The following is a 1,478-nucleotide window of genomic DNA, read 5'->3' on the forward strand; positions in this document are numbered from 1 at the left end:
TCGATCCACAACAATCACCCCGAAGGGATCATGTTGCTTCACGCGCTCGACTTGCATGTATTAGGCACGCCGCCAGCGTTCGTCCTGAGCCAGGATCAAACTCTCCATAAAATGAAGAAGTTCGCCTTTGCATCATTCAAAATGATTACTGGCTAATTCGTTAAAAAATTAACAGGTTGTTTACAAGTTGTTTTGTTCAGTTTTCAAAGATCAAATGTTTATTTGGTGGAGCCTAGCGGGATCGAACCGCTGACCTCCTGCGTGCAAAGCAGGCGCTCTCCCATCTGAGCTAAGGCCCCATAAATGGTCGGGAAGACAGGATTCGAACCTGCGACCCCATGGTCCCAAACCATGTGCTCTACCAAGCTGAGCTACTTCCCGTATAATGGTGCGCCCGAGAGGAGTCGAACCCCTAGCCTTCTGATCCGTAGTCAGACGCTCTATCCAATTGAGCTACGGGCGCTATTTTTAGGCAAATTAAATGGTACCGAGGGCCGGACTCGAACCGGCACGGTAGAAGACCTACCGCAGGATTTTAAGTCCTGTGCGTCTGCCAATTCCGCCACCCCGGCAAGGACTTTATAATGGAGCGGAAGACGGGATTCGAACCCGCGACCCCCACCTTGGCAAGGTGGTGTTCTACCACTGAACTACTTCCGCATATTAAATTTATGGTGCGGGTGGAGGGACTTGAACCCCCACGTCAAGAGACACTAGATCCTAAGTCTAGCGCGTCTGCCAATTCCGCCACACCCGCTAAGTGTGTATATTGGTGAGCCATGGAGGATTCGAACCTCCGACCCTCTGATTAAAAGTCAGATGCTCTACCAACTGAGCTAATGGCTCTTCATTTCAAGATTTAATGAATTAATGGTGCCGACCGAGGGACTCGAACCCCCAACCTACTGATTACAAGTCAGTTGCTCTGCCAGTTGAGCCAGGTCGGCGTAAAAATGGTGGAGGATACTGGGCTCGAACCAGTGACCCCTTGCTTGTAAGGCAAGTGCTCTCCCAACTGAGCTAATCCTCCAAATATAAATGCCTGGCGGCGTCCTACTCTTGCGGGGGTGAAACCCCGACTACCATCGGCGCTGAAGAGCTTAACTTCTGTGTTCGGCATGGGAACAGGTGTGACCTCTTCGCCAAAACCGCCAGACTATGTAATGTGTTTCCCTCAATTTCAAGGACAAGATATATTATATTGTTCCTTGCGGAAAAAATCAAGGGGTTATTTAAATTTTTTGAAGGTAGTACCTTCAAAACTAGATAAGAATGAGACATCGAATGGTTGGTGCGCCTTTTCGGGTTCGAGCTCCAGCGACTGCCGAAGCAGTCGCCTGCGCTTTTCGTGTTTAGTTAAGTCCTCGATCTATTAGTATCCGTCAGCTGCACGTGTCACCACGCTTCCACCTCGGACCTATCAACCTTGTCGTCTACAAGGGATCTTACTCATTTAAAATGATGGGAAATCTCATCTT

General features: G+C 49.1%; 9 tRNA genes and 3 rRNA genes. All 12 read right to left on the reverse strand.

Going from position 1 to position 1,478, the window contains the following annotated elements:
• Window positions 1-111, reverse strand: a 16S ribosomal RNA gene (locus GLW08_RS21470); the annotation flags it as partial.
• A gap of 112 nt (window positions 112-223) precedes the next feature.
• Window positions 224-299 (reverse strand) — tRNA-Ala (locus GLW08_RS21475).
• Between the two features lie 5 nt (window positions 300-304).
• A tRNA-Pro gene (locus GLW08_RS21480) sits at window positions 305-381 on the reverse strand.
• A 5-nt stretch (window positions 382-386) separates the two neighbouring features.
• Window positions 387-463: transfer RNA gene (locus GLW08_RS21485), tRNA-Arg, on the reverse strand.
• 19 nt (window positions 464-482) lie between these two features.
• A tRNA-Leu gene (locus GLW08_RS21490) sits at window positions 483-572 on the reverse strand.
• A gap of 13 nt (window positions 573-585) precedes the next feature.
• Window positions 586-660, reverse strand: a tRNA-Gly gene (locus GLW08_RS21495).
• A 12-nt stretch (window positions 661-672) separates the two neighbouring features.
• A tRNA-Leu gene (locus GLW08_RS21500) sits at window positions 673-757 on the reverse strand.
• Window positions 758-770: 13 nt separating this feature from the next.
• A tRNA-Lys gene (locus tag GLW08_RS21505) sits at window positions 771-846 on the reverse strand.
• 25 nt (window positions 847-871) lie between these two features.
• Window positions 872-947, reverse strand: a tRNA-Thr gene (locus GLW08_RS21510).
• A 7-nt stretch (window positions 948-954) separates the two neighbouring features.
• Window positions 955-1,030, reverse strand: a tRNA-Val gene (locus GLW08_RS21515).
• A gap of 10 nt (window positions 1,031-1,040) precedes the next feature.
• A 5S ribosomal RNA gene (gene rrf, locus GLW08_RS21520) occupies window positions 1,041-1,156 on the reverse strand.
• Window positions 1,157-1,352: 196 nt separating this feature from the next.
• Window positions 1,353-1,478 (reverse strand): 23S ribosomal RNA (locus GLW08_RS21525); the annotation flags it as partial.

Source organism: Pontibacillus yanchengensis, assembly GCF_009856295.1.
Classification (GTDB): domain Bacteria; phylum Bacillota; class Bacilli; order Bacillales; family BH030062; genus Pontibacillus; species Pontibacillus yanchengensis_A.